Genomic DNA, 22225 nt, shown 5'->3' with positions numbered 1-22225 from the left:
GAGGATTGTCAATAATGACATGAATCGGGTGAAAAGTGACAAATAAAAAAATATGCAAGATGTGGTGATTTTAGGCTTTGATGGGGCACTGGCTTCGGCCATTACGGGCGTGGTCGATTTATTTGCCATGGCTGGCGTAAGCTGGAACCGGATCCAGCAGCAGGATGTACAGCGCCTGTTTAAGGTGAGTATCGCCAGTCCGGATGGACACCCGATTCGGTGTATCAATGGGCTGCAGTTGCAGGCACATGTTTCTTATCAAGAGATTCAAACTGCAGATATTCTGGTGGTACCGACCATCGCTGCACCAATTCAGGATGTATTGCAACAAAATCCAGAACTGATTCATTTTTTAAAATCTGCACATGCAGATGCGACTTTAATTGCAGGAAACTGTACCGGAAATTTTTTTCTGGCAGAAGCAGGCATTTTAGATGACCGAGTTGCAACAACGCATTGGGGTTTTCAGGAAATGTTCCGTTCACGCTATCCTAAGGTGAAACTGAATGCCGATCTGATGATTAGCCGGGATCAGAATATCTATTGTGCGGGTGGAGGCCTGGCCTGGTTTGACCTGGGTTTGCATCTGATTGAGCGCTTGTATGGCTTTGAGGTGGCCATGCAATCGGCTAAATCTTTCGTAATTGATTACCGCCGTGATAGCCAGTTGTCTTATTCATTGCTGAATATTGGCCGGCCGCACCATGATGAACTGGTACAAAAAATCCAGAACTGGCTAGAGCAGCATTTTCATGAAGATTTTAGTTTGAACCAGCTGGCAGAGCAGTTTAATGTGACTGGCCGGACCCTGATTCGACGCTTTAAACAAGCCTTAGACATACCGCCCAATCAGTATCTACAAGCGATCCGGATTGAGGCTGCCCGTAAACGACTGGAAGAAACCGATCAAGCTGTGGATGTGATCATGCAAAATGTCGGCTATCAGGATCCAAGTTCATTCCGCCGTTTATTTCATAAAAAAACCGGTCTGACGCCGTTGGAATACCGGCGCCGGTTTAGCCGACGCTTTTAAAAGCGCTTAATGAGAAGGCTGTACTTTTCCCACTTTACGGCCATGCAGAAGGTAATACCAAACCAGGCAGCTCAGGGTGAGCAGCGCCGAGAACAGATAAAGCTGACGATAACCAATCTGATCCAGCAGCATACCCAGGAAATAAGGGCCAAAACCAAGACCGGCATCCAGGGCAATAAAGAAGGTTGAGGTAGCAAGCCCCATACGCTGCAATGTCGTACTTTTCACCGCAATGGTTTGACACACTGACTGGATATTACCAAAACCAAAACCAAGCAAGGCAGCACTGGCAAGTAACATCACAGAGTTTTGCGCCTGACTGAGGAGTAATATCCCCAGTGCCATAATCACAATGGCAGGATAGATAATGATATTTTCGCCTTTACGGTCCATGAGCGGGCCGGTAAAAGGACGCGAAAGCAAAATGGCAAAAGCATACATCAGGAAGAAAAAAGATGCTGCTTCGACCAGATTAATTTCTTTGGCATAAAAGTGAATAAACGACAATATGCCTGAATAAGAAGTAGCCACCAGCAGTACAATCAGTGCAATCGGTAGCGCATTCGGTTCAATATACTGAGCCAGTTTGCTGGTGCTTTGCGAAGTAGAGGCTGCTGACGAATGACTTGCCTTAAGGCGTGGTGGCTGGATAAACAGTCCACAGATCAGGCAGCTGAGCGCAACGATACTGGTAAAGATGAAAATTACCTGATAATTAAAATTTGTCATCAGCCAGATTCCGGCAAAGGGACCAATCGCTGTGCCGAGGGTGCTGCTCATGCTGAAATATCCAATTCCTTCACCACGTCGTGTGGCAGGAATGGTCTGTGCAATCACTGTACCCAGTACAGTAGAAGCCATACCCATCATAAAGCCATGTATCAGACGGATGCCTAGTAAAACTTCCAGCTTGGCCGGAATCATATACAGTCCGGAAAAGAGTAGGAAACCAGTCAGGCCAATGACAAGCGTATTTTTTAGGCCCAGACGATTCAGTAATTTTCCGATCAATAAGCGTCCGAATAGGGTGCCGACAATAAACAGACCTGATACCAGACCGGCTTGTGCAGTCGAAGCCCCTAGCTCAGCCACTGAGTAGCCGACAATCACAATCACCAGTAAGTAGAACACCAGAACCAGCTGGAAATTCACCAGACTGATCAGGATAAAATTGGGCGTCCATAAAGGCGCTTCTTGTTCTTGGCTCATTGAGGTCTGTCCTGAGATGAGGGATATAACTGCTGAATGAGTTGCATCAAGGTATTTTTACTGCCTTCAAGATCATCTGATTCAATGTGCTCAAGCAACTGATCTTCAAATGCATCGATCTGTTTGGAACACATCGCAAAGGTCTCAATTCCTTGCTCACTCAACTTGAACAGCTTTTGACGCTTATCTTCAGTTTCGAGTTGGGCAATCAGATCGAGTTCAACCAGTTGCTGAATCCGCTTAGTAATACCGGGCTTGGATACATTGAGATAACTGGAAATATCTGCCAGCGTGCATTGTTGCTTTGACTGGATGACGTATAACACCTGCCATAAGGAATAATTTAATTGAGATGACAACAAGATCGTATTGATCTCATCGCTCATCAGTCGTGCGCAGCGTAATAACAGCGTACGAAGTCGGGGAGATTCGGAAAACATATGGTTAGTTAACCTGGGTAACTAAATTTAGGCCTAATTTACGCCTGTTTTATCTAAAGCTCAAGAGGAGAGTTTTAAAAATTATTCAGAGTAATATTTTCTTTATCAGCAAAAGTTACATAGTTTAACCTGATTAAAAAATAATCAACAAAAGACTACATACTTTTTATAACAGCCACGCCTAAGCTAGCCATGTCACTAGAAAAATTCATGACTTAAAAATTGAAGGGCAAAGATGCCAAATAACAATGCATAGGTGAAGCTTATGACTCTGGGTTTAACTGCATTAGAGTTAGCACGAATACAGTTCGCCTTTACTGTATCTTTTCATATCATTTTTCCGGCAATTTCTATTGGCTTGGCCAGCTTTCTGGCCATTCTGGAATGGCGCTGGCTCAAAACCCAAAACCCGATTTTTCAGGATCTATTCAAATTTTGGGTGAAAATTTTCGCTGTGGCATTCGGGATGGGCGTCGTCTCTGGTGTGGTCATGAGCTACCAGTTTGGAACCAACTGGAGTGAATTTTCCCGGGTGGCAGGAAGTGTGACTGGGCCCTTGCTGGCTTATGAAGTTTTAACCGCCTTCTTTTTAGAAGCCGGATTCTTGGGCATCATGCTCTTTGGATGGGGTCGAGTGGGACCAAAGGCGCACTTTTTCTCAACCTTGATGGTTGCGATAGGAACCTGTATTTCCATGTTCTGGATTCTATCGTCCAATAGCTGGATGCAGACCCCACAAGGCTTTGCGATTGAAAATGGCCTGATTGTTCCGCAAGACTGGTTTGCCATCGTGTTTAACCCATCTTTCCCTTATCGTCTGGCCCATATGGCCATGGCTGCCTTTCTGGTTTCCGCCTTACTGGTCGCTGCTACAGCCGCATGGCATCTAATCAAAGGCCGTCGTGATGCACTGGTCAAGACTTCATTTTCCATGGCGATGTGGCTGCTTCTGGTACTCGCGCCCTTACAGGTCATCGTCGGTGATATGCACGGTATTAATACCCTTGAACATCAGCCAGCCAAACTTGCAGCCATGGAAGGGCACTGGGAAACCAATCATGACGAAGGCATGCCCTTATATCTCTTTGGTATTCCAGATATGGAGGCCGAAGAAACCAAATATGCAGTCGCAATTCCCAACTTGGGTAGCCTGATTCTAACCCACTCGATGGATGGAAAGGTTACAGGACTTAAAGACTTTGCGCCTGAAGACCGGCCGAATTCGCTGGTGGTGTTCTGGAGCTTCCGGATTATGGTCGGACTCGGCGTATTGATGCTGTTACTGGCGTTATGGGGAGCGTGGGCACGTACCCGTGGTCGCTTTTATGAGTCCCGTGCATTGCACCGATTTGCCCTGATTATGGGACCTTCCGGATTTATTGCCATGCTTGCGGGATGGTTTACCACAGAAGTCGGCCGTCAGCCTTGGGTAGTCTACGGCATCATGCGAACCAAGGATGCATTGTCTCCGGTTTCCGCTGAACAGGTGGGGCTGACCCTGATTATTTTTGTAGTTGTCTACTGTGTGGTATTTGGTATCGGAATTTACTACATGTTGCGCCTGATGCACAAAGGCCCGGATTTTATTCATACCCGACCAGATCATGAATCAGATAGCGATGTGGTTCAGGCCTCGCATCGACCATTAAGTAGTATTCGCGAACGTATCGAAGAAGTTCCTGAACAACCGGATCAGGAGGACAAAAAATGATTGATTTATCATTAATCTGGATTGTGATTATTGGTTTGGGTGTATTGATTTATACCATTCTCGATGGTTTCGATCTGGGCATCGGCATCTTGTTTCCTTTCTTTCCGCATCAGGATGAACGTGATGTCATGATGAATACCGTGGCTCCGGTCTGGGATGGCAATGAAACCTGGATGGTACTGGGTGGTGCAGGGTTATTTGCAGCTTTCCCACTTGCTTACTCGACCGTACTCTCGGCACTGTATATGCCAATTATTCTGATGGTGATTGCCTTGATTTTCCGCGGCGTGGCTTTTGAGTTCCGCTTCAAGGCCAACCGCAGCAAACATTGGTGGGATAAAGCCTTTATCGGTGGTTCTGCGATCACCAGTTTCCTGCAAGGCATGATTTTAGGCGCTTATATTCAGGGCATTGAAACTCGAAATGGTGTCTATGTTGGTGGTGGTCTGGACTGGCTCACTCCATTCAGCATCTTCACCGGAATCAGTGTGGTGGTGCTCTATGCGGCATTAGGCTGTGGCTGGCTGATCTATAAAACCGGAGATGACTTACAGGATCGAATGTTTAAACTGATGCCTAAGCTGATTATTGCTTTGTTGATCATATTGGGTGCTGTCAGTATTTATACGCCGTTGACCCATCCACAGATTGCCGAACGCTGGTTTAGTCAGCCACAATTTACCTATTTTATGCCCGTTCCAATTCTGGTTCTGCTGTTTACCTGGCTGGCCTTACGTGCCTGTAAAAGACGCAGTGAATTAGGTCCATTTACCTATATGCTGGTTCTGGTTTTCCTCGCTTATACCGGATTCTTGATCAGCCTATGGCCATATATTATTCCGCCGAGCGTGACCATCTGGCAGGCAGCAGCGCATGAAAATAGCCAGCTATTTGCCTTGATTGGTGCCTTGATCCTGATTCCTATTATTGTGATTTATACCGGTATGTCCTATTGGGTATTCCGGCATAAGGTCAGGGTCGGCGATGATGGCTATCATTAAGGAGTAGTCATGAAAGGCAAACAGGTATTATGGTTTGTAGGATTATGGCTGGCAGGATTTTTAACGCTGGCCCTGATTGCTGGTGCATTCCGCTTTCTGGTGCATTTGGCTTATTAAATTAGTAAAACTAAAAAAATGAAAAAATGAAAAAAGTGATCTGAATGTCCTGATCACTTTTTATTATTTGCCATTTATCTTTGATAAAACCAAATTTACGATTTTACCTGTTTACGATACACACTTGGACGTACAGGACGAGTATGTTTCCAAAGGCCTTTTTTCTGTTTCTTAGCTTTATTTTGCAATTCCATCATATAGCGTAAATGGTTTTTATCCTTGATATATTCTTCATAGACCCACGCTGCACCACGTTTGACAATCTCTTCATTGATATTTTTGCGATAGCGGTAGACCACACCGACACAGCGGCCATAACGGTCAATGTCGGTAATCTTGACCCGAACCATTTTATTATTCACCATGCTTTTGACCAGACGCTGCGATTCCTTGCCATAGGCTTGTGATGATTCAGGGGCATCGACAAAAGCAAAGCGCAATTTGGTCTCAGAGCGACGAATGTTAAAACGGTAGCAGGTGAGGGTATCACCATCACTTACGGCTTTTACACGGCACCAGTATTTTTTGCCTTTCTTAAAAGGGCGGAAAACATCTTTTAAATAAACTGTAATTTTATGCAGCAGATAATAAGAAAAACATAGCAATACTAAGCCCAGCACAATTTGCCAGGTGATGGAGAGATTTAACAAAGGCAAGATCCAAATCAGCAAAACCAGCTGTAAAATCACAGCTAAAAGTCGAGCCATTTTAGAGCAAAGCCAGTAGATCTACGGATTAAAAGCTAATCACTCAGTGTTTAGTTTTGTACCAGCTAAAATAGCCTAAGTATATTTTTCTGGCGAAAAGATGAATCTGCAACCATCTAAACTTATATATAAAATAGCCTAAGCAATTTAAATTTCTTTATAAATAGCCTAAGTAAAAATTTTATAAATTTCAGCTCTCAAAAATTGATGTCTCTTATTCTCGTGCAAATCCTTATGCCAATATATCCCCATATTAATTTTCGGCAGTTCCACAGGGACTTCAAAAATATTTAGACTGGTAGCCAATTGTAAATGTACCAATACATTTTTAGGAATAGTCAGCATAGCTGTCTTTTGTTGTTCCAAAATTTGCAGAGCAGTTGAGTAATGCTGACAGCGTAAAAAAATCTGTCGTGAATATTGTTTACGGCTTAAATAAATATCCTCAACTAAAACGCCAGTACGGCGTGATGACACGCCAATATGAGGTGAGGCAAGATAAATCTGCTCATTCATTTCTGTTAATTGTGTACACACTACAAATTCATCTTGAACCAGACGCTCAAACTGGATTTTTTCAGCAATGTTTTGTTCCAGATCTATGACAAAATCGACCTGTTGAGAGGCGAGGTCTGCTGCTATATTTTTACGGTCCAGCTTCATGCTGCTAAGTTGAATTTCCAGATTGAGTTGTTGAAAGTGCTGAACCAGTCTGGGAAAGATCATTGGCTCAATTTCATCATGAACGGCAATTTTCAAACTCTGAATCATTTCTGGTCTGAACTGCTGATGCTGTATTGAAATATTTTGAATTGCAAAAAGTGCATTCTTCAGCTCAGGATAGATCTGTTCCGCAAACGGCGTAGGCTGCATTTTGCTACCAGTACGTACAAATAAATCATCCTGTAAATGCTGTCTTAAACGTTGCAGAGCATGACTGGCAGCAGACTGGCTAACTGATAAAATCTGTGCAGCTTTAGAAATACTATTCTGCTCATAAATTGCCATAAAAAGCGGATAAAGGTTAATGTCGATACGATGAAAATTTCGCAGGTCCATGACTGTTTTGGAATGAATAGTATGCATAATATTGTATGGGTTAAAATCATTTTATTCATAATAGGTTTTGGGTTAAGGTGTTGTAAAGCGTATGAATTAGAATATTTAGAGGGATAAAAGAGATGTTTGAGCTTTCAGCACGTGCACAGGATTATTTAAATAGAACAAAAAAGTTTATTACTGATGAAATTGAACCTGTCGAGGCTGGTTTCTGGCATCAGGTGCATCAACTGAATCAAGGTGGCGACTGGACCAAATGGCAATGGCCGGCAGAGCTTGAAATATTGAAAGATAAAGCCAAAGCGGCAGGTCTCTGGAATATGTTTTTGCCTTGTTCAGAATTAGGTCAGGGATTATCCGTTCAGGAATATGCACATATCGCTGAACTTTCTGGACGAAGCCTGATTGCACCTACCGTCTTTAACTGTAATGCGCCAGATAGCGGTAATATGGAAGTATTGTGGCGCTATGGTTCTGAAGAACAAAAACAGCAATGGTTGATGCCACTTCTGGAAGGGAAAATCCGTTCAGTGTTCTGTATGACTGAACCTGCTGTGGCTTCAAGTGATGCTACCAATATGCAGGCGACGGCGGTAGTTGAAGGTGATGAAATTGTTTTGAATGGTCGTAAATGGTGGTCTTCGGGTTTGGGTGATCCAAATGCCAAAATCATCATCTTTATGGCACATACACCGGATGAATCCAAAGACCGTCATCATCAGCATTCCATGGTTTTAGTTCCAGTCGATACTGCAGGCGTGAAAATTGAACGGATGCTTCCAGTCTTTGGTGATTATGATGCACCACATGGCCACGGCGAAGTCAGCTTCGATAATGTTCGTGTTCCAGTTTCGAATTTTATTGGGGGTGCAGGTCAAGGCTTTGAAATTGCCCAAGGCCGTTTAGGGCCAGGCCGTATTCACCATTGTATGCGTTGCATCGGTGCTGCGGAAAAATCCTTAGAGTTGATGATTGACCGTGGTATGAGCCGTAGCGCATTTGGCAAAGAGATTTTAAAACTCGGTGGCAACCTGGAGCGTGTCGCGGAAGCACGGGTTGCGATTGATCAGGCACGTCTTTTGACCTTGTATGCCGCCTATAAAATGGATACTTTAGGGAATATGGCAGCACTGACTGAAATTTCTGCAATTAAAGTCGTTGCGCCAAGTGTGCTGGAAAAAGTTGTTGATATGGCCATCCAGATCCACGGCGGTGCCGGTGTTTCTCGGGATACACCATTAACCGGATTTTTTGCTCAGGCACGTGCCTTGCGTTTGGCTGATGGCCCGGACGAAGTGCATAAGGGCATGATTGCCAAACTGGAACTGGCAAAACGTGGCTACAGTACTCGTCGCAAAAAATAAGCTGGCTTTAACTAGAAAATTGCAACATATTAAAAAATTTTAAGGAAAAATTATGGCGGTTATTGATGTAGGTGGAGCAGTTCGTGCAGGTGAAGAACTGGATGTACAAGCCATCACCAATTGGTTAATTCAGCAAAATGTGAATGTTGAAGGCCCTGTGCAGGTGACCCAATATTCAGGCGGAGCTTCAAACTGGACCTACCGTTTACAGTATGCCAATGCCGATTTAATTTTACGTCGTCCGCCACAAGGTACCAAAGCCAAATCAGCCCATGATATGGCACGTGAATATCATGTGCAGAAAGCCTTGGCTGAACATTATCCCGTCGTGCCTGAAATGGTCGCGCTTTGTCAGGATGAATCAGTGATTGGTTGTGATTTCTATGTGATGAAACGGCTTGAAGGAATTATTCCTCGCGCCAAAATGCCAGCTGAGCTGCAGCTTACTGAATCCGATATCCGGACTTTATGTATCAATGTGATTGATAAACTGATCGAATTGCATCAGGTGCCTTATCAAGGGACTGAACTTGAAAATCTCGGTAAGGGTGAAGGCTATTGTCGCCGTCAGGTCGAAGGCTGGGATGTACGTTATGAAAAGGCTAAAACTTTAAATGTTCCATCGTTTAAATATGTGCGCAACTGGCTTAAAGATAATATTCCTTCAGATTCTAAAACCTGTGTGATTCATAATGACTGGCGTTTTGATAATGTCATCTTAAATCCGGAAAATCCGACTGAAGTGATTGGCGTACTGGACTGGGAAATGGCGACACTCGGCGATCCGCTCATGGACCTAGGTTCTGCTTTAGCCTATTGGGTGGAAGATACTGACAATGCCATCTTTAAGGCAACACGCCGCCAGCCGACCAATCTAAAAGGTATGTTTACCCGTAAAGAAGTGGTGGATTACTACTTGGGGAAAACCGGCCTGCAACCGGAAAACTGGGCGTTTTATGAGGTGTTCGGAATTTTCCGTCTCGCGGTGATTGCCCAGCAGATCTATTATCGTTATTACCATAAACAGACTAATAATCCAGCGTTCAAGGATTTTTGGGTGGTGATTCATGCCTTGCATATTCGTGCCTTAAAACTGATTGGCAAGCAAAAACTGGAAGCCAATGAGATTGCACAAAAGTATGTGCTTAAATTTAAAGAGATAATGCCAAAATGACAACCATTTACTTGATCCGGCATGGCCAGGCCTCTTTTGGCGCAGAAAGTTACGATCAACTTTCGCCCAACGGCGAGTTACAGGCAAAGCTTTTGGGTCGCTATTTTGACGAAATCCTGAAAGAAGCGCCTTATGTGGTGGCTGGTTCCATGCAACGCCATCAACAGACAGCGCAATTATCACTGGACAAATGTTTTCCGGAAAGTGAGATTCTGACCGATAGTGCCTGGAATGAATTTAATCATCAGCAGGTATTCGCCCGTTATGAGCCGCGCTTTAATCAGCCTGAATTGCTGAAACAGGATGTATCAGAACATGAAAATCCACGGGATTATCTGAGCAAGATTTTTAGCGGTGCAATTGCACGCTGGACTGGCGATGATTATCACCATGAATATGATGAATCTTGGCCAAGTTTCAAAGCACGCGTGGAAAGCGGCTTAGAAAATCTGTGTGACCAGTTGTCCAAAAGCCGACCACGCTATGCAGTAGTTTATACCTCAGGTGGGGTGATTTCTGTGGCTGTAGGCAAAATTTTGGGCCTTAGTCCGGAGAAAACCTTTGCTCTGAACTGGGCGATTACCAATACCAGTATCACGACACTACGTCTGGTGGGTAATGAACCGCAACTACTCAGTTTAAATGAACATCATTTTATTAAAGCACAGCGTCCAGACTTATTGACCTGGATTTAAAACCTAATACGTTAGAAAAATAAAGGAATAGGGTAAATACATGGCTAAAACAATTTTAATTACCGGTGCAAGTTCAGGGATCGGCGCCGGTATGACACGTGAATTTGCGAAAAAAGGCTATAACCTGGCGATTTGTGCACGTCGTTTGGAGCGTCTGGAAATCTTAAAGCAGGAACTGGAAAGCCAATATGGCATCAAAGTCATTGCCAAAACACTAGATGTCACCGATTACGATCAAGTGTTTGAAGTGTTTCGTGCTTTTAAAGAAGACTTTGGCACCATTGACCGAGTTATTGTGAATGCTGGTGTCGGTGAGGGCCGCCGGATTGGTAAAGGTAATTTTGCTATCAATAAAGCCACGGTTGAAACCAACTTTATTTCGGCATTAGCACAATGTGAAGCTGCAGTTGAAATCTTCCGTGTACAAAACTCTGGCCATCTGGTGATGATTTCATCTATGAGTGCAATGCGCGGTATGCCAAAACATTTAACGGCTTATGGTGCAAGTAAGGCCGGCGTGGCTCATTTAGCGGAAGGCATTCGAGCTGAATTGATCGATACGCCAATAAAAGTGACCACCATTTTCCCAGGATATATTCGTACTGAAATTAATGAAGGGGCAAAAAAGCTACCTTTTGAAGTAGATGAAAAAACTGGTTCGCGTTTATTGGCAGCAGAAATTGAAAAAGCACCAGTTAAGGCTTATGTGCCGAAATGGCCTTGGTTGCCACTCGGTCTAGCCATGAAAGTATTACCACTTAAACTGGTGAACAAGTTAGGTTAAAAGCGCTCTTAGATCTATAAAAAGAGAAGCTAGAGCGCTTCTCTTTTTATTTTTTATGACAAACTGAGAAAAATTTCTGAATCAGTATTTTTTTCTAAAAAATGTATAGCTTGAATTTACAAAAAAGCGAAATCTTATAAATCCTAATATATTGATTATTAAAATAAAGTTTTAAATTATCAAAAATTATATTTTTATTTTATTGATGAATTTGCAATTAAATCAATTACTTTTAAATTTTCGTTTCATGAGAAAGACCATCTTTTACTTTTCCTAATTTTCGCCAATTTTAAGAACTTTTCCAAACTGTCCAAAACTTAGACATACTCACTCTAAAAGTGGAAAGATAACTTCTCTTTTTTAGAATTTCCTTTAATGTACAACCGTTCAGAAATTAAAGGTTGTCCATATGTCTACATCTGCGGATATGACTGACCAGCAGCGAATCTCCAAGGTCAGAAGTATCGTTACCCAGGCCGGGGAAGAGGTGCGTGCTCGTTATCCCATACTCAAACATCAGAACTTTATAGGTGCGAGTATTTTAGGCTTTGCCTGGGCAGGCATGATTGCATGCGCGGTAGCATATGGAACAGGTTATCTCTCAGCATGGTTTACCATTCCCTTGATTGCGATTTTTGCGTCATTGACCCATGAATTGGAACATGACCTGATTCATTATATGTATTTCAAAAAAACACCTTGGGCACATCATCTGATGCTGGCACTGGTCTGGTTGGCACGTCCAAACACCATCAGTCCGTGGGCACGTCGTCGTTTACATTTGCATCATCATAAATATTCAGGCACTGAACATGACCTGGAAGAACGTGGCATCAGTAATGGTATGCCTTGGGGCATTCGCCGAATTCTGGTGATTAGTGACCAGTTGATGTCAGTGTATCTGCGTCCATTTCAGATGATTAAAATGATTCATCTTTTTCTGGAAAAACAGCCTGAAAAAGAACGTAAAATTGCCATGATTTCTCAGCTATTTGGCTTTTTACCTCTCAGCATTATTTACTATGGATTGTGCTACCTGTTTGTGGTCTTTCATGGTTTAAATGCAGTTTCACCGCTATTCGGTTATGAGATGCTCTGGTCGCAAGGCATTGTCGACGCGATGCCGATTGTAAATCTGCTGGCAGTCATCTGGGTGATTCCGAACTTTATCCGTTCTTTTAGCTTGCAGTTTGTCAGCTCAAATATGCATTACTATGGCGATATTGATCCACGTGATGTGATCAAACAAACCCAAGTGCTCAATCCATGGTGGATGGTTCCGTTCCAGTTATTCTGCTGTAATTTTGGTTCGACCCATGCGATTCATCATTTTGTGGTCAAAGAGCCATTTTATATCCGTCAACTGACGTCCAAAACGGCGCATAAAGTAATGAAAGAAGTGGGCGTGCGTTTTAATGATGTGGGAAATTTTAAGCGTATGAATCGCTGGAATGACTATAAAATCTAAGCTTTAATTTCCATAAGAAATCCCGTTTTTAAGCGGGATTTTTTTATATTTATCCTTGATGTTTTACCCAATGGCAAGATGTATAAGCCTGTATTTTGCAAGAATCCTATCTTAGTTAAATTTAGGTGAACATTCATTTAAAATGACTGTTGAGGAAATAGTTCAAAAGAATAAACTCAGGTAAAATTAAGTATATCCCTATATAAATTAGCCCGCTATGTTGCTGAAAGCCGCCACCATTGCCTTGATTCCTGCACTTGTCATTCAGGGTAATCGTGTCAAGAAAAATACCCTAAGACTGCCGGAACCTGAAGGTGCACGTGAAGGTCAAACCGGAACCGGCAACAAACTGTCTCTGCTGATTTTAGGGGATTCGGCAGCAGCAGGTGTAGGAGTAGAACATCAGGATGACGCATTACTGGGTGCAATTCTGCATGAACTGAAAGATGACTTTGAAATTGACTGGAAATTACAGGCCAAAACAGGCGATACCAGCTCAAAAGTAATTCATGCTTTGGACCAAATAGAAGTCCAGCACTATGATGTAATCGTCACGTCGGTTGGCGTCAATGATGTGACCAAACTGATACCTGTCGAGGTTTGGATTCAGAAGCAGGAACAGCTTTATAGTAAAATTCAGCAAAAATTTAGTCCGAAACTGATCATTGCTGCCGGTGTGCCGCCAATGAATATGTTTCCGGCGCTACCGAATCCTTTAGCCTGGCTATTTGGCCAGTATGCTAAACAGATGAACCAGCAACTAGAAAATTTTGTGAATCAGCAAGTGAATATGCAATGGATTGAATACGATATTGAGAAGTATCGTGCCATGAATTTACAAATGGCTGCAGATGGTTTTCATCCGAGTAAGGAAGTTTATACACTTTGGGGACAAGAAGTAGCTGGCAAGATTCGGAAGACCTTCTAAAATAGTTGAAATCTCTCAATTTAGTTAATTCTATGTCTGATATTGAAACGCATCCGCTACCGCCATTTTTACCGCCCAATGCCAAATTACTGATGTTGGGTAGTTTTCCGCCACCTGCCACACGCTGGAAAATGAACTTTTATTATCCAAACTATCAAAATGATATGTGGCGGATTTTTGGACTGATTTTCTTTGAAAATAAAGATTACTTTTTAGATCTACCCAATAAAAAATTTCAGGAACAATTGATCCGGGAGTTTTTAACAGAAACGGGGATTGCGATTTTTGATAGTGGCTATCAGATCCGGCGTTTAAAGGGCAATGCTTCAGACAAATTTTTGGAAATTGTAGTACCTACCAATATTGAGCAACTACTAAGCCAAATGCCGCAGTGCAATCATATTATGACCACAGGCGACAAGGCCACAGACACCATGATGCTGTCCATGCCTGAAGGGACTTTAAAGCCGAGTATTGGTCAACCTAGCCAAGCCCATTTTGTCGGACGTGATCTGTATTTATATCGCATGCCTTCATCTTCTCGAGCCTATCCGGTTTCTCTGGAGAAAAAAGCCGAAAGTTACCGGACGATGTTTGAACATGTGGGTCTGGTTTAATATTTAATCCAATAATCAGATGAAAAAATAGTTAAAGAAGTTTCTGGGCTGCAGATAAGAAATGAACTTACTATTTGTAAGTTTTTGGTTGTATTTATTCACATATTTGGATATTCGACCCAGCGATAGCTATTGATCTTAATCTCCCGGACATGATGAAAGCTTGACCAGATTAACTGGCTACCTTTGGTCCATTTTAAAGCTCGAATACGCGAATCCACCTGCTGTATTTCCTCAGGTGAGGCCGGACGTAAAGGCTCAATTTCTGCATATAAGCGTACTCCTGGATAACGCTTAAATTTACCTTTAAGCAACGCATGAAACCAAAACATTTTGCTACTGTTCACAGCCTGTATGCAGGCCATCGGCTGATGCTGCAAATTCTCAGAAAAAGTAGTGGAATAAGTATCAAAAAAGAAACCCGTACTGGTCTTTTTGTTGAGGAATACGGTTCCGATCGGAGTAATACTAGGAAAGCCTTTGGAGTTGACTGTTGCAATAGAGCAATGCATGGCGGCCCGTTGTGCATCAGCGACCACCTGGCGAATCTGTTGCCATTCATTATCAGAAATCATGCCTTGATTCTCTTATTATTTTTATAAATTTTATAACAAGTTACCCAGCTCGGCATTGCCTGAAAAAACTGAAGCTACGGCAGTTTGATCAATCTAAATCGTTATTCAGATTATAAAAAAGAGCCCCATAGGCTCTTTAAAAAATGCAAAACTCGGCGATTAGCCATCGTATTCGACATAATCCCATAAGTTTAAACGTGCTTTAATTTCCTGACGGATCTCGGGCAACATCGGCAAAAGAGTGCCATCAATCCATAAGCTCAATGCTTGGGCAGAGAGTACTTGCTGCAGTTCATCGACCAGTTGTGCACCTTTTAACATAATACCGGTCTCATCAGTGGCTTCGGTTTCTACACCTTTAAATAAAACCTGTAATTCATAACCGCTATCCTGAATCAGCCATTCCAGTTCAAGTTGAATATTTTCACTGGATTTCAAAACTACCTGTCCCTCGACCGTATCGGAGTCGGACAGACAGTCATGTTCCACCCGAATTTTGGCCAAATACCATTCTTGCTGGGATAAATCATGGAGAGTTTTTACAGGCGTCAGAATATCACTGAACTTAAACTGACGGCTTAAATCAAAAAATTGCATGGGAGTGGAGGGCGAACAATCGCAAAATACGAGAAAAGTGTAATTCTAAAGTAAGCGCAATCGACTGTAAAACCTTTTAAAAGATGATCGGACTAAGTTAGGTTAATCGGCTATTCTCGAAATACGGGCTTTTCATAGCATGTAATTTTAAGGTCACTCCAATGTCATTACATTAACCATTCACCGGGAAATTTCGTCACCAGATTCATCATAAAACGCTGGAATTTTGTAGTTTCCGGATCATGTGAATGTTGAATGCTACGGCCATCTTTTTGATGTTCTAGCCAAATCATTTCATTTTTTTCATTCAGCTTAAGCTGATAAGCCACGCGTGGTAAGTACTGATCCATCGCACTGGTAATTTCCTTCTGAAAATCTTCCGACTCAATGACCAGACCGACTTCGGTATTCAGATAGGCTGAACGCGGATCAAAATTAAATGAACCGACAAAAACCATGCCATCCAGATCAAAAAACTTGGCATGCAAACTGGAGCTATTTTTGTTTTTAGCCGGGATAATGTCTCCCGTCATAATTTCATACCAGGTCCGTTCCGGACGGACAATGTAGGGTTTAAATTCCCAGAGTTCGATGCCACTTTTCAATAATTGCTGACGATATTGCTGGTAATAGGCATGCACTGCGGCCACATCATTGGCCTGAAAAGAGTTAGTCAGGATTCTGATTTTCACACCCTGTTGCGCACGGCGGGTTAAATAGTCGGCCCCTTTTTGCGTGGGAATAAAATATGAGGACACTAGTTCCAGATGTTTTTTTGGCTCACCCATTAATTCAAGCATATGGGTATAAATATAATCGCCATTTTTGGCATGAGGACGGGCTTTTGCGGGACTATCCGCAACAAAATAAGCCGGCGCCCAGTGAATGGGTTGTTTTTTTAAGTGTTGTTCGACTTGTTTCTCGGCAATGCCCACCCGGCGTTTGAGTTCAGTTTCGTCAACATCTTCTCGTTCAAATTCAGTTCTGAGCCTTTTAAGCATTTCAGGATGGCCGGCATCATTCAAGATCTGTCGAACGTCATAACTCAGATCATCATTCCAGAAGTTAATAAAGGTCTGATTGGCATCTGTTACGCTTTGCCCTGCGAAGAATATATCCACATCGGTGAACTGAAAATCTTCACTGGCATCAAAATATTCACTACTGATATTGCGGCCGCCGGTCACGGCTGCAGTGCCATCCGCAATGATCAATTTATTGTGCATGCGATGATTGACCTTTTTCATCCGGAAGCCATAATCCAGCGCACGTAAATGACGAAATTTATAGGGATTAAAAATCCGAACTTCAAAATTTGGATGTTGGCTTAGAGCAAGAAGCTTGTCATCAAGCTGGGTACCATTTTGATCGTCAATCTGAACCCGTACTTTGACACCGCGATCGGCAGCTTTGAGCAATTGAGACAAGATCATATTGCCAATATAATCATCCTTCCAGATGTAATATTGCAGATCCAGATGATATTTGGCTTTGTTAATTAGGTGCAGACGCGCTGCCATACTCATAAAGCCATCATAGAGCGGCAAAAAAGCCGTTTTACCGCTATTGATCTGCTGTTTTGAAAGTTGATTGTCGATCCAGTGTGCAGGTCGAACTGGCGTGATTTTCGCTTCTTCAGCAGTGTTGGGAGCCGGTTCACAGCCAGAAAGCATGATGCTAAAAGTAAAAATGCTCAAACATACAAAAGGCGAAGGTTTAGTCATTGATGTTCCATTAATTATAGGATCTTTTATTCCTTATCTTGTGATGTTAATAGTTGAATCTCCGAATAGAAAGAGGTTACTGTTAGTCATCTGTAAATCAGCAAAAAAAGGACAGTTTTACATGAAATCACGTGCAGCAGTTGCATTTGGTCCAGGCTAGCCATTAGAAATTGTAGAAGTGGATGTTGCTCCACCAAAAGCAGGTGAAGTACTGGTAAAAATTAGCCATACAGGCGTGTGTCATACCGATGCATTTACCTTGTCTGGTGAAGATCCTGAAGGTGTATTTCCTGCAATCTTGGGTCATGAAGGTGCGGGTGTGGTCGTTGAAGTCGGTGAAGGTGTCACCAGCCTGAAACCCGGCGATCACGTGATTCCGCTTTATACTGCTGAGTGTGGCGAATGCTTGTTCTGTAAATCAGGCAAGACCAACCTGTGTGTTGCTGTACGGGCGACGCAAGGTAAAGGTGTCATGCCAGATGGTACGACCCGTTTCTCTTATAATGGCGAGCCGATCTATCACTATATGGGTTGTTCAACTTTTTCAGAATATACCGTGGTTGCTGAAGTTTCTCTGGCAAAAATTAATCCTGAAGCCAACCATGAGCATGTTTGCCTGCTGGGCTGTGGTGTGACTACCGGTATTGGTGCAGTACATAACACCGCTAAAGTTCAGGAAGGTGACAGTGTTGCAGTATTTGGTTTAGGTGGTATCGGTCTTGCTGTAGTACAAGGCGCACGTCAGGCCAAAGCCGGCCGTATCATTGTGATTGATACCAATCCGGATAAATTTGAACTGGCGAAACAGTTTGGTGCGACAGATTTCCTGAATCCAAAAGACTATGATCAGCCGATTCAGCAAGTGATTGTCGAAATGACTGGTTGGGGTGTAGACCATTCATTCGAATGTATCGGCAATGTAGATGTGATGCGTTCAGCACTAGAATGTGCGCATCGTGGCTGGGGTCAGTCGGTGATTATTGGTGTTGCCGGAGCAGGTAAAGAAATTTCAACCCGTCCATTCCAGTTAGTCACAGGTCGTAAATGGATGGGTACTGCATTTGGTGGGGTAAAAGGTCGTTCACAATTGCCGGGAATGGTAGAGCAATCCATGAAAGGTGAAATTCAACTTGAGCCTTTTGTGACACATACCATGCCACTGGATCAGATCAATGAAGCTTTTGACTTGATGCATGAAGGTAAATCAATCCGTACGGTCATTCATTTTGACTAAGCTTTTTCAATTTTAAAAAAGACCGGTATTAAACCGGTCTTTTTTATGCGGCTTTCACTTGATTCAGGATACATTAGTGCATGAAAGCCTCACAGAGAGTCACTGAAACAAAACACGCCTGCTAATGTCATTACATGCCAGATGCTTATATTAAATAGGACGTATGAAGATACGTGCTAAAACCATTTTAAAGAATAAGGATAAGCTCTATGTCGAATGATAATTTTGATCGTGATGTAATTAAGAATGCGCCTAAAGATGTCCGCGATGATTTAAATGCTGATCCAATTACGGGTGAACCTGGCGCACATCCTGTAGGTACAGGTGTAGGTGCTGCAGGTGGTGCAGCTGCAGGTGCAGCTATTGGTGCTGCAGGCGGTCCAGTGGGTGTCGCTGTCGGTGGCGTTGTCGGTGCTGTTGTTGGTGGTCTGGCAGGTAAAGGTGTAGGCGAAGCTATAAATCCAACAGAAGAACAGGCTTACTGGCGTGATAATTCGATCAATACGCCATACTATTCAGATGCCCGTACTACCTATAGCGATCTGGATTATGACCGTGATTATGATACGGCCTACCGAGTCGGTTATGAAAACCGTGGTAGCTATGATGCCCATACCCGTTTTGAAGACGTAGAACCTGATTTGAGACTGAAATGGGAACAAATAAAAGGCGAATCACGTTTAAACTGGGAACAGGCTAAATTTGCAGTGCGTGATGCCTGGAATCGTGTTTCACGTTAATTTTTAATCTTTGGATTAAACTGAAGTTTCTTTGGTAAAATCTGCAATAGGTTTGTGGGTTTTACCAATTTTAGTGATACATCTCACGGTTTGATGAATTAATAAATAAAAGTAGAAAAGTTAATAAATATTTTTTTATATTTAATGCTTGTCAAATGATCACAGAGCGCGTATTTTAATTTCAGAATCACATTTTATGAAAGACATAACATGTTAAAGCAACCTATCATTTCAAACGCATATTTTTATTTCTGGCAGTTTAGCTAATTGCCTGAATGCGTTTGGGCAATGAAAAGGTTGCCCACCAGTTTATACCTGATCGGCAACCCTGATCAGGTTTTTTTATGCCTTTCATTTTTTACAATATTTTGGAGACAGCCATGACAAACTTTAACTATTCATACTTTAACAACTTTTATTGGTCTTATTTTAGTCAGCTAATGACACTCACAACACCTTCGATTAGACCCATAACGCTCAAATAAAAGTTTGGACTGATTGCCAGTCCCAGGATTAAAGTCATGAATACCCCAAATACATCACAACAACATCATGCTGAAAGCATTTTAATTTTACCTCAGCAGCTTAAGCAGCAATTGCCACTGTCTCCGCAATTGGCCAGCCAAGTCGCTGAACACCGTCAAACTATTCAAAATATATTAGAAGGCAAGGATCATCGTTTAATGGTGGTCACAGGCCCATGTTCCATTCATGATGAAGCTTCCGCGCTAGACTATGCAGAAAAATTAAAACAACTTCAGTCACAGCTATCTGATCAGATTTTCCTGGTGATGCGTGCTTATATTGAAAAACCACGGACTACGGTGGGTTGGAAAGGTTTCCTTTACGATCCAAATCTGGATGGTTCATCCAATATGCAATTGGGCTTGGAAAAATCCCGTGACTTATACCTAAAAATTATTGAAATGGGCCTGCCAATCGCTTCGGAAATTCTTAGCCCAATGGCAACTGCTTATTTCGATGACTTACTAGCTTGGGGTGCGATTGGCGCACGTACCAGCGAATCGCAAATTCATCGCGAAATTTCCAGCCATATGCCATATAGCATTGGTTTCAAAAATGGTACTGACGGTTCGATTCAAATTGCTCTGGATGCCATTCAGTCTGCCTCTCATCCGCATCAATTCCTGGGAATGAGCCAATCCGGTTTGCCATGCATTTTACACTCGCAAGGTAATCCTAAAGCACATTTGATTTTACGTGGCTCGAATAGCGGACCAAATTATCAATTGTCAGAAATTGAGAAAATCCGCGCCAAACATCAGATCGACTTACCCGCATTGGTGATTGACTGTAGTCATGGCAATAGCTCAAAAAATCCGATGCTGCAGCCTGAAGTACTGGAGCAGATCGTGGCAGAACGCTTACAGACCAATGTTCGTGGCGTAATGCTAGAAAGTCATTTGGTAGATGGCAACCAGAAAATTTCTGAGCAAATGACTTATGGTCAATCTGTTACTGATGGATGTCTGGGCTGGACAAAAACACGACAACTGTTACTGGAGGTGGCCAATACTTTAGCGATCAGTTGTCTGAAACGTAGTGCCTAAATTTAAAAACCACTTTCTCTGCTTGAGCAGCGGGGAAAGTGCTTTTTTGAATATCAGGAAGCAGTTATTTATAAATATAATTAACCTGTAATAGGTCACATAATTGTGACGATAATTTTCATCAAATTATTAAAATCTGTTTGTGTCCTTGTCTAACTCTAGACACAATAAAAACCAGTATATCTCTCTGAATATATAAATTTTTCAAATATTTAAATATCAAATCCGTTCACTTGGGGATCTCAATGTTTGCGCTAGAGCTTTTAGAAGAAGCACGAAAATTTATGCACCATATGCTAACCAAAGTGGTTGAATATGGCGGTTCAGATTTATTTATTACTGCAGATTTTCCACCAAGTATTAAACATCAAGGTTTGATGAAACCATTTGGACAGCAGACCCTGACCGCTGAGAAAACCAAGCTCTTTGCTTATAGCCTAATGAATGAAAAACAGCGCAATGAATTTGAAACCGAACTTGAGTGTAATTTTGCGATTACTGTTCCGGGTATTTCACGTTTCCGGGTCAATGTATTCCAGCAACAGTTGAATATCGGTATGGTGATTCGTACCATCACTGCGGAAATCCCAAATTTCCAGAAGTTAAAACTGCCTGAATCGCTGAAACATGTGATTATGGAAAAACGTGGTCTAGTCTTGGTGGTCGGTGGAACCGGTTCGGGTAAATCAACTTCACTGGCAGCGATGATTGACTATCGGAATGAAAACTCGGCTGGACATATCATCACGGTAGAAGATCCGGTGGAATATGTACACAAGCATAAAAAATCCATGATTACCCATCGTGAAGTCGGGGTAGATAGCCATTCTTGGCAAAATGCTTTAAAAAATACCTTACGTCAGGCACCCGATGTGATTTTGATCGGGGAAATCCGCGATACAGAAACTATGGAACATGCGATTGCTTTTGCTGAAACTGGGCATCTTTGTTTAGGTACGTTGCATTCCAATAATGCCAACCAGACTTTAGACCGGATTATTAACTTCTTCCCAGAAGAACGTCGCAATCAGTTGTTGATGGATTTGTCCTCCAATATGAAGGCTATTATTTCACAGCGTTTGGTTCGGACTCAGGATGGCAAGGGACGTCGAGCAGCCATTGAAATCATGTTAAATACACCGCTCATTTCAGACTTGATTTTGAAAGGAGAGTTTCATGAGTTGAAAGCGATTATGGCAAAATCACGGGAATTGGGAATGCAGACCTTTGATCAGGCTTTATTTGAACTCTATAACCAAGGCGAAATTTCTTATGAAGAAGCATTACGTAATGCCGATTCAACCAATGAATTACGTTTACAGATCAAATTAAAAAGTAATCGTCAAGACAATGCTCCGGCTGGGCAAGCCACCCAATTTTCCATGATTACAGAACCGAAAACAACTGATAAAGATGCAGAAGATCAGTCGGAAACGGAATAAAAAATTCTAATTTTCTATTAGGGCGTGTCATCAAT

At 42.5% G+C, this 22225-nt stretch carries 22 protein-coding genes; 15 read left to right on the top strand and 7 right to left on the bottom strand.

Annotation, left to right across the window (positions count from 1 at the left end):
- Positions 1-52 precede the first annotated feature (52 nt).
- Positions 53-1033: a GlxA family transcriptional regulator gene (locus BFN00_RS00105; protein ID WP_071850095.1), complete on the top strand. Its 981-nt coding sequence runs from the start codon at positions 53-55 to the stop codon at positions 1031-1033.
- 6 nt (positions 1034-1039) lie between these two features.
- Here the strand turns inward: BFN00_RS00105 and BFN00_RS00100 are convergent, their stop codons facing one another.
- Together BFN00_RS00100 and BFN00_RS00095 are read right to left on the bottom strand one after the other, a co-directional pair.
- A complete protein-coding gene (locus BFN00_RS00100; protein ID WP_071850094.1) occupies positions 1040-2242 on the bottom strand; it encodes an MFS transporter in 1203 nt (400 codons plus the stop codon).
- Positions 2239-2682 (bottom strand): MarR family winged helix-turn-helix transcriptional regulator, encoded by a 444-nt coding sequence (locus BFN00_RS00095; RefSeq protein WP_004647091.1) that lies wholly within the window; start codon positions 2680-2682, stop codon positions 2239-2241. Before BFN00_RS00095 ends, BFN00_RS00100 begins: the two co-directional genes overlap by 4 nt.
- 265 nt (positions 2683-2947) lie before the next feature.
- Between BFN00_RS00095 and BFN00_RS00090 the strand changes: the two genes are divergently transcribed.
- From BFN00_RS00090 to BFN00_RS15740, 3 genes are read left to right on the top strand one after another with little or no spacing between them, the layout of a single operon-like run.
- The gene (locus BFN00_RS00090) at positions 2948-4393 is read left to right on the top strand and encodes a cytochrome ubiquinol oxidase subunit I (protein WP_071850093.1); all 1446 of its coding nucleotides are present in this window, start codon (positions 2948-2950) and stop codon (positions 4391-4393) included.
- Positions 4390-5394: a cytochrome d ubiquinol oxidase subunit II gene (gene cydB / locus BFN00_RS00085; protein WP_044108336.1), complete on the top strand. Its 1005-nt coding sequence runs from the start codon at positions 4390-4392 to the stop codon at positions 5392-5394. Before BFN00_RS00090 ends, cydB begins: the two co-directional genes overlap by 4 nt.
- 9 nt (positions 5395-5403) lie before the next feature.
- Entirely contained in the window at positions 5404-5511 is a 108-nt protein-coding gene (locus tag BFN00_RS15740) for a hypothetical protein (RefSeq protein WP_005246144.1), read from the top strand.
- 95 nt (positions 5512-5606) lie between these two features.
- Here the strand turns inward: BFN00_RS15740 and BFN00_RS00080 are convergent, their stop codons facing one another.
- Both BFN00_RS00080 and BFN00_RS00075 read right to left on the bottom strand, forming a co-directional pair.
- The gene (locus BFN00_RS00080; protein WP_005262794.1) at positions 5607-6218 is read right to left on the bottom strand and encodes a thermonuclease family protein; all 612 of its coding nucleotides are present in this window, start codon (positions 6216-6218) and stop codon (positions 5607-5609) included.
- Positions 6219-6386: 168 nt separating this feature from the next.
- Entirely contained in the window at positions 6387-7304 is a 918-nt protein-coding gene (locus BFN00_RS00075; protein ID WP_071850092.1) for a LysR family transcriptional regulator, read from the bottom strand.
- A gap of 95 nt (positions 7305-7399) precedes the next feature.
- On the opposite strand from BFN00_RS00075, the gene BFN00_RS00070 reads away from it, so the two are divergent.
- From BFN00_RS00070 to BFN00_RS00040, 7 genes are all read left to right on the top strand, one after another.
- The gene (locus BFN00_RS00070; protein WP_071850091.1) at positions 7400-8641 is read left to right on the top strand and encodes an acyl-CoA dehydrogenase family protein; all 1242 of its coding nucleotides are present in this window, start codon (positions 7400-7402) and stop codon (positions 8639-8641) included.
- Between the two features lie 52 nt (positions 8642-8693).
- Positions 8694-9815: a phosphotransferase family protein gene (locus BFN00_RS00065; protein WP_004731178.1), complete on the top strand. Its 1122-nt coding sequence runs from the start codon at positions 8694-8696 to the stop codon at positions 9813-9815.
- Positions 9812-10510, top strand: a complete 699-nt coding sequence (locus BFN00_RS00060; protein ID WP_071850090.1) for a histidine phosphatase family protein — start codon at positions 9812-9814, stop codon at positions 10508-10510. The genes BFN00_RS00065 and BFN00_RS00060 overlap by 4 nt, the downstream gene beginning before the upstream one ends.
- A 40-nt stretch (positions 10511-10550) precedes the next feature.
- Complete coding sequence (locus BFN00_RS00055) at positions 10551-11294, top strand: SDR family oxidoreductase (RefSeq protein ID WP_071850089.1); 744 nt, start codon at positions 10551-10553, stop codon at positions 11292-11294.
- Positions 11295-11703: 409 nt separating this feature from the next.
- A complete protein-coding gene (locus BFN00_RS00050) occupies positions 11704-12762 on the top strand; it encodes a fatty acid desaturase (RefSeq protein WP_071850088.1) in 1059 nt (352 codons plus the stop codon).
- 217 nt (positions 12763-12979) lie between these two features.
- Positions 12980-13690, top strand: coding sequence for an SGNH/GDSL hydrolase family protein (locus BFN00_RS00045; protein ID WP_004280437.1), 711 nt, complete (start codon positions 12980-12982; stop codon positions 13688-13690).
- 32 nt (positions 13691-13722) lie between these two features.
- Entirely contained in the window at positions 13723-14307 is a 585-nt protein-coding gene (locus tag BFN00_RS00040; protein ID WP_004280436.1) for a uracil-DNA glycosylase family protein, read from the top strand.
- 98 nt (positions 14308-14405) lie between these two features.
- On the opposite strand, the gene BFN00_RS00035 is transcribed toward BFN00_RS00040, so the two are convergent.
- From BFN00_RS00035 to BFN00_RS00025, 3 genes are all read right to left on the bottom strand, one after another.
- A complete protein-coding gene (locus tag BFN00_RS00035; RefSeq protein WP_071850087.1) occupies positions 14406-14882 on the bottom strand; it encodes a pyridoxamine 5'-phosphate oxidase family protein in 477 nt (158 codons plus the stop codon).
- Positions 14883-15041: 159 nt separating this feature from the next.
- Positions 15042-15479, bottom strand: a complete 438-nt coding sequence (locus BFN00_RS00030) for a hypothetical protein (RefSeq protein WP_004647076.1) — start codon at positions 15477-15479, stop codon at positions 15042-15044.
- Positions 15480-15646: 167 nt separating this feature from the next.
- Positions 15647-17203 (bottom strand): phospholipase D family protein, encoded by a 1557-nt coding sequence (locus BFN00_RS00025; RefSeq protein WP_071850086.1) that lies wholly within the window; start codon positions 17201-17203, stop codon positions 15647-15649.
- Between the two features lie 169 nt (positions 17204-17372).
- Here BFN00_RS00025 and BFN00_RS00020 point away from each other — a divergent pair, with 169 nt between their 5' ends.
- The 4 genes from BFN00_RS00020 to BFN00_RS00005 all read left to right on the top strand — a co-directional run bounded on the left by BFN00_RS00020 (position 17373) and on the right by BFN00_RS00005 (position 22190).
- Complete coding sequence (locus BFN00_RS00020) at positions 17373-18437, top strand: S-(hydroxymethyl)glutathione dehydrogenase/class III alcohol dehydrogenase (protein ID WP_249449766.1); 1065 nt, start codon at positions 17373-17375, stop codon at positions 18435-18437.
- 209 nt (positions 18438-18646) lie between these two features.
- Positions 18647-19177: a hypothetical protein gene (locus tag BFN00_RS00015; protein ID WP_005246167.1), complete on the top strand. Its 531-nt coding sequence runs from the start codon at positions 18647-18649 to the stop codon at positions 19175-19177.
- Positions 19178-19698: 521 nt separating this feature from the next.
- Positions 19699-20748, top strand: a complete 1050-nt coding sequence (locus BFN00_RS00010) for a 3-deoxy-7-phosphoheptulonate synthase (RefSeq protein ID WP_071850085.1) — start codon at positions 19699-19701, stop codon at positions 20746-20748.
- Positions 20749-20993: 245 nt separating this feature from the next.
- Positions 20994-22190 carry a PilT/PilU family type 4a pilus ATPase gene (locus tag BFN00_RS00005; protein ID WP_044108350.1) on the top strand — a complete coding sequence of 399 codons (1197 nt, stop codon included), beginning with the start codon at positions 20994-20996 and terminating at the stop codon, positions 22188-22190.
- The last annotated feature ends 35 nt before the right edge of the window (positions 22191-22225 follow it).

Origin of the sequence: Acinetobacter sp. AR2-3, from assembly GCF_001878775.1 — a bacterium.
Taxonomy (GTDB): domain Bacteria; phylum Pseudomonadota; class Gammaproteobacteria; order Pseudomonadales; family Moraxellaceae; genus Acinetobacter; species Acinetobacter lwoffii_D.
This window is presented reverse-complemented; position numbering and strand designations above follow the sequence as displayed.